The organism is Micromonospora sp. NPDC003776, assembly GCF_053605645.1.
The window spans coordinates 1-5399 of sequence record NZ_JBSGJR010000492.1 but is presented as its reverse complement, the minus strand read 5'-3'; the positions used below and the strand labels follow the sequence as shown (position 1 = coordinate 5399).

Below are 5399 nucleotides of genomic sequence, written 5' to 3'. Positions count from 1 at the left end.
CCGACCGGGGAGGGGCCGCCGCCGGTTCCGGATCAGGACGTGGGGAAGTTGTCCGGGGTACGGATGCGGTTGCGCATGAAGTTGCCCGACTCGGTGAGCACCGAGGTGCCGGCGTACGTGCCACCGGCGCAGGTGCCCGGGCGGAACGCGGCGCTGCCCTCGCTCGCGTCGGAGTACGTCCAGTTCGCGTAGCTGATCTTCAGCCGGTCCAGCAGGTCGAGCCAGGCCGTGCTGCTGGCCGTGTCGACCGCGCCGTCGCCGGTGTAGGTGACGGTGCCGAACTCGGTGACGAACAGCGGGATCCGGGACGCCGCCCGCTGCACCTCGTTGCGGTAGCTGTCCTTGTGCGACGCGGCGTAGAAGTGGAACGTGTACATGATGTTGTCGGCCCGTACCGGGTTGTTGACGATCTCGTCGGAGTTGCCGCCCTCGGAGACCCCGAGCGAGGACCAGCCCCGGGTGCCGACGATGACGACCCCGTCCGGGTCGTTCGCCCGGATCACCGGGATGACCTGCTCGGCGTAGTTCTTGATGGTCGACCAGCTCACGCCGTTGGGCTCGTTGGTGATCTCGTAGATCACGTTCTTCTTGGCGGCGTTGCGCGCCGACACCGCGGCGAAGAAGGTCTTGGCCCGGTCCAGGTTGTACATCGGGTCACCCGGGGTGAGCGTGTGGAAGTCGATCAGCGCGTACATGCCGCGCGCCTCCGCCTTGTCCACCAGCGCGTTCACCTGGTTGGTGAAGCCGGTCGGGTTGGTCTCGTAGCCCTGCTCCTGCACGTACATCGAGATGCGCAGCAGGTCGGCCTGCCAGTCGTTGGCCAGGGCATCCAGCGACGCGTCGTTGTAGCACTGGGCGAACCACTGGAGTCCGTGGGTGCTCATGCCGCGCAGCTGGACCGGCCGGCCGTACTGGTTGCAGAGGTTGACCCCGCAGACCCGCAGCTGGCCGTTGATGGCCACCGGCGTGGTCCCGGTGGGCGGCGGGGTCGTCGGCGGCGGCGTGGTGGGTGGGGGTGTGGTGGGTGGCGGCGTGGTAGGCGGCGGAGTGGTGCTCGGCGGGGTGGTGGGGGTGATCCCGCCGGTGCAGGTGGCGCCGTTGAGGGTGAACGAGCTCGGGGACGGGTTGGCGGTGGTCCACGAGCCGTTGAACCCGATGGTGGTGCTGGCGCCGGTGACCAGCGCGCCGTTGTAGTCCACACTGCGCGCGGTGACCGCGCTGCCGCTCTGCTGGTACGTCGCCGACCAGCCCTGGACGACCCGCTGCCCGGAGTCGGGGAAGGTGAAGCCGAGGGTCCAGCCGTTCACCGGGTCGCCGAGGTTCTTGATGGTCACGGTGGCGGTGAACCCGCCCTGCCAGGAACTGGTGGTGTACGTGACGGCGCAGCCGGTGGCCGCCATGGCGTTCGTCATCGGCAGCACGGCGGTCGCGGCCATTGCCAGCGCGCCGACGGCGCCGCCGACGAGCAGCCCGCGCCGGGACGGGCGGGGAATCGAGATCATGCGGGATCGTCCCATCTGGAGGGTGGTCATGAATGGACGGTGCCCGTCGTGAACTCGCCCGGAAAGTTCGACGTGGCAGCCTCGGGAGCGCTCCCACGCAGAGGGTAGAGGGCGGTGGTCCGTCGATGCAACCGGCTCGACCGTTCGCGCCGTGGGCGCGGGCGGCCGAGCCGCGGCTCAACGACTCTCCCGGCGCCCCCGGTACAGGCCGAGCGCGTTGCAGACGTCGAAGACGCCCGGAACGTCCCAGGCGAGATCGCCGGCCGCCTGCCGGGCCTCTGGGCCGGCGACCGTCCCGCTGAGGATCACCACCCGGTTCTGCACGCTGACCGCGATGCGCTGCCGACGGGTGGTCCAGTCGATGCTCAGCCGTTGGGCGACCAGCGCGGCGAGGCGTACGTCCTCGTCGTCGGGTTCCGGCTCGTCGCCGGTGAACGGGAACTCGGGGTACGGCCAGGGCATCATCGTCGGGAACTCCTTCGGCATCGGGTGGGGCGGGTCCGCCCGGTCCGCGACCGGACGTCGGGGGTCAGTGCGGATCGACGGCGACCGGCTCGGCCGACCCGCTCAACGCCCGGGTACGGCTGTCGAAGACCGGGAACACCCCGTCCAGTCGCATGGTGTGCAGCACGGTCAGCACGAACCGGGACGGGGCGACCAGGCACAGTCGCCGGCCGTGCTGCCGGGCGTCGCGGTGCGCGCGGACCAGCAGCCCGAGCCCCGGCGGGTCGATCACCTCGACCTCGGTCAGGTCCACCAGTTCCCGGTCGCCGAGGACGACCGTCTCGGCGAGGGCCCGGCGTACCGGGTCGACGGGGTCGACCTCCCGGGCGGGCGGTTCGGCGCCGACCTCCTCCAGGTAGTCCACGCCGAGGCCGCCGTCGTCGGTCTCGGCGGGGACGCTGCACCGGGGACAGTGGTGCGGACCGGAGGCGAAGGGCGAGCCCACCCAGTCGTTCTCGAACACCAGCGTCCAGACCACCTCGGCGTCGGGGAGCGTGCACCCCGCGCCGGTGACCGTGGCACCGCATCCGTCGCAGATCAGCGTCATCAACCGGTCCGCCGGCACCACCGTCACGGCCACTCCTTCCGGCCCGGTCCGGGCCCGGGGGAGCGGCTCGGGGGCGTCCGGGCCGATCGGCCGGCCGGCTCGTCCGGGCCCGGCCGGCCGGCCGCCAGCACGGCCAGCACGACCGCCACCGCGGCGAATCCGGACTGCACGACCAGCGGCAGCACGGCCGGCCGCGTCCGGTCGACGCCGACGAGGCCGACGACGATGGCGCCGAGCAGGGCGGCGGCCACCCCGAGCGCGAGGGTCAGCCAGACCGGGGCGGCCGTGCGGCCCGCTACGGCGAGGCGCCCGAGCGAGCCCACGACGAGTCCGACGACGAGTGCGCCGACGAGGGTGCTCCCGTTCACGGCTCCTCCTCAGCGCGGAGTGGCGACCCGGGCCCGGCCGCGCGCCGGCGCGTCGGGCGTGGACTCGCTCGCGACCGGTCGGCGGGGTGGTCGCGGAGCGTGGACGATCGGCACGGTCTCGCCCAGCCGGGCGGTCTCGAGGATCCGGTGGATACGCGGGTTCGGGTTGCGCAGGGTGAGAGTGGCGCGACGACGCGCCAGCCGGCGGTGCACGTCCAGCAGCAACGCGATGGCCGCCGCGTCGACCTGTCGGCACTCGGCCAAGTCGATGATCACCTCCCGGGGACGCAGGGCCAGGACCCGATCGAGCACGACGGCGACCTCCGACAGGCGGGCGAGGTCCAGCTCCTCGGTGATCTCCACCTCCACCAGCGGCACGGCACACTCCGGCGGGGACTGCGGGGGAGTGGTCATCGGGTCGGCTTCCTCACGTCGGGTCGGCTCCGTCCACCACTCTCGGCACGGATCGTGGAGGTCCCCCCGCAGTTCTGTGACAGTTGTGTGACAAAAACCCGGACCGGCTGACACGGTTGGGTGACCGGGCCTCGGCCAGGGATGATGCGACCATGACGGCCGTACTGGTGATCGAGGACGACGACCGGATCCGGCTCGCGCTGCTGCTCGCCCTCGAGGAGGAGGGCTACACGGCGTACGGGGCCGGGACCGCCGAGGAGGGGCTGCGCCGGCAGCGGGAGACGCCGGCGGACAACGTGCTGATCGACCTGATGCTCCCCGGCATCGACGGCTTCGAGTGCATCCGGCAGCTGCGCCGCGACGACGACGTCCCGATCGTCGTGGTCAGCGCCCGCGACGACACCCACGACATCGTCGCGGCCCTCGAGGCCGGTGCGGACGACTACCTGGTCAAGCCGGTCGCCGTCAAGGAGCTCTCCGCCCGGCTGCGGGCGCTGCGCCGCCGGGGCCGCTCGCTCACCGTCCCGGCCCAGGTCTTCGGCGACCTGGAGATCAGCCCGGAGGCCGGCGAGGTGCGCCGCGCCGGCCGGCCCGTCGCCGTCACCCGGACCGAGTTCCGGCTGCTGTGCGAGCTGGCGGAGCACGCCGGCCGGGTGCTGTCCCGCCAGCAGCTGCTGCGGCGGGTCTGGGGGTACGACACCGGGGACGAACGCCTGGTCGACGTGCACGTCGGCCGCCTCCGGCAGAAGATCGAGCCCGACCCGGCCAACCCCCGCCACCTGGTCACGCTGCGCGGCCTCGGCTACAAGCTGCAACGATGACCCGGCTCGGACTGCGCGCGCGGGTGACCGCGGCCTTCGCCGTCGGCGCGCTGCTGCTCGCGGCCTCGATGGCGCTGTTCTCCTACGACCTGACCCGCCGTTCCCTGCTCGACGAGCGGGAGCGCACCGCCGTCCGGGCCGCCTACTACGACGCCGCCGTGGTCCGGTCGGGGCTGGACACCGATTCGCCGGACGTGGGCGCCGTGCTCCGCTCCCTGGACACCGGCAGCAGCCGCCGACCCCTGCTGCACCTGCCCGACGGCTGGTACGCCCGCACCGCCGAGACGCGCGGCGGCGTGATCCCGGTCGAGCTGCAACAGCTGGTCCGCTCCGGCCGGCCCGGCGTGCAGCGGGTCCGGATCGACGGGCAGCCCACCCTGCTGGTCGGTGTCCCGCTCGCCGACGGGGTGGGCTACTACGAGCTGACCTCGCTGCGGGAGGTCGAGGAGACCTTCCAGGTGGTGGGCCTGGCGCTGACCGCCGTCGCCATCATGGTCGCCGGGGCCGGCGCCGCGCTCGGCTGGTACGCCACCCGGCACAGCGTGCGTCCGCTCACCGCGGTCGCCGACGCGGCCGAGCGGATCGCCGCCGGCGACTTCGCCACCCGGCTGGACCCCACCACGGACCCCGACCTCACCCGGCTGTCCACCTCGTTCAACCACATGGTCGACCAGTTGGTGCGCCGGATCGAGCGGGACCGCCGGTTCGCCGCCGATGTCAGCCACGAACTGCGCTCGCCGTTGCAGACCCTCGCCGCCGCCGCCAGCGTGCTGACCCGCCGCCGGGAGCACCAGGACGACCGGACCGCGACGGCGGCCGGCCTGGTCGCCGACGAGGTGGCCCGGTTCCAGCGACTGGTCGACGACCTGATCCAGCTGGCCCGCACCGAGCAGCCGGCCCAGCGGGAGACCGTGGACGTCGGGGTGCTGGCCCGGGAGGCGTGTGCCGCCCGCGCGCTGCCGGAGCACCTCGTCCAGGTGCCCGCCGGCACGCCGACCGAGTGGCGGGTCGACCGGCGGCGGGTCGAGCAGATCCTGCTCAACCTGCTCGACAACGCGGTCCGCTACGGCGGAGGCCCGGTCGCCGTGCGGCTCTCGATGGCCGATGGCGCGCTCGGGGTGATCGACGTCGACGACGACGGTCCGGGCGTGCCCGAGGGCGACCGTGAGGTGATCTTCGACCGGTTCGTCCGCGGTCGCGCCGCGCACGCGCGCGCCGGCACCGACGGCACCGGGCTCGGGCT

7 protein-coding genes are annotated in these 5399 nt (G+C 73.1%); 2 read left to right on the top strand and 5 right to left on the bottom strand.

What is annotated here, in order from left to right:
- Positions 1 to 32: 32 nt before the first annotated feature.
- From ACWEVO_RS29085 to ACWEVO_RS29065, 5 genes are all read right to left on the bottom strand, one after another.
- The gene (locus ACWEVO_RS29085) at positions 33 to 1502 is read right to left on the bottom strand and encodes a cellulase family glycosylhydrolase (protein ID WP_452310672.1); all 1470 of its coding nucleotides are present in this window, start codon (positions 1500 to 1502) and stop codon (positions 33 to 35) included.
- 177 nt (positions 1503 to 1679) lie between these two features.
- Entirely contained in the window at positions 1680 to 1967 is a 288-nt protein-coding gene (locus ACWEVO_RS29080) for a BON domain-containing protein (protein ID WP_452310671.1), read from the bottom strand.
- Between the two features lie 64 nt (positions 1968 to 2031).
- Complete coding sequence (locus ACWEVO_RS29075) at positions 2032 to 2580, bottom strand: STAS domain-containing protein (RefSeq protein WP_452310670.1); 549 nt, start codon at positions 2578 to 2580, stop codon at positions 2032 to 2034.
- Positions 2577 to 2921, bottom strand: coding sequence for a hypothetical protein (locus tag ACWEVO_RS29070; protein ID WP_452310669.1), 345 nt, complete (start codon positions 2919 to 2921; stop codon positions 2577 to 2579). The genes ACWEVO_RS29075 and ACWEVO_RS29070 overlap by 4 nt, the downstream gene beginning before the upstream one ends.
- A gap of 9 nt (positions 2922 to 2930) precedes the next feature.
- Complete coding sequence (locus tag ACWEVO_RS29065) at positions 2931 to 3335, bottom strand: STAS domain-containing protein (protein WP_452310668.1); 405 nt, start codon at positions 3333 to 3335, stop codon at positions 2931 to 2933.
- A gap of 152 nt (positions 3336 to 3487) precedes the next feature.
- On the opposite strand from ACWEVO_RS29065, the gene ACWEVO_RS29060 reads away from it, so the two are divergent.
- Entirely contained in the window at positions 3488 to 4156 is a 669-nt protein-coding gene (locus ACWEVO_RS29060) for a response regulator transcription factor (RefSeq protein WP_452310667.1), read from the top strand.
- Positions 4153 to 5399 (top strand): sensor histidine kinase (locus tag ACWEVO_RS29055; protein ID WP_452310666.1); only part of this gene is annotated, 1247 nt, incomplete at its 3' end. The genes ACWEVO_RS29060 and ACWEVO_RS29055, both read left to right, overlap by 4 nt.

Bases quoted from the DNA above. Each gene is read 5' to 3' on its own strand.
- ACWEVO_RS29085 (WP_452310672.1), bottom strand. From the start codon at position 1,502: ATGATCTCGATTCCCCGCCCGTCCCGGCGCGGGCTGCTCGTCGGCGGC.
- ACWEVO_RS29080 (WP_452310671.1), bottom strand. From the start codon at position 1,967: ATGATGCCCTGGCCGTACCCCGAGTTCCCGTTCACCGGCGACGAGCCG.
- ACWEVO_RS29065 (WP_452310668.1), bottom strand. From the start codon at position 3,335: ATGACCACTCCCCCGCAGTCCCCGCCGGAGTGTGCCGTGCCGCTGGTG.
- ACWEVO_RS29060 (WP_452310667.1), top strand. From the start codon at position 3,488: ATGACGGCCGTACTGGTGATCGAGGACGACGACCGGATCCGGCTCGCG.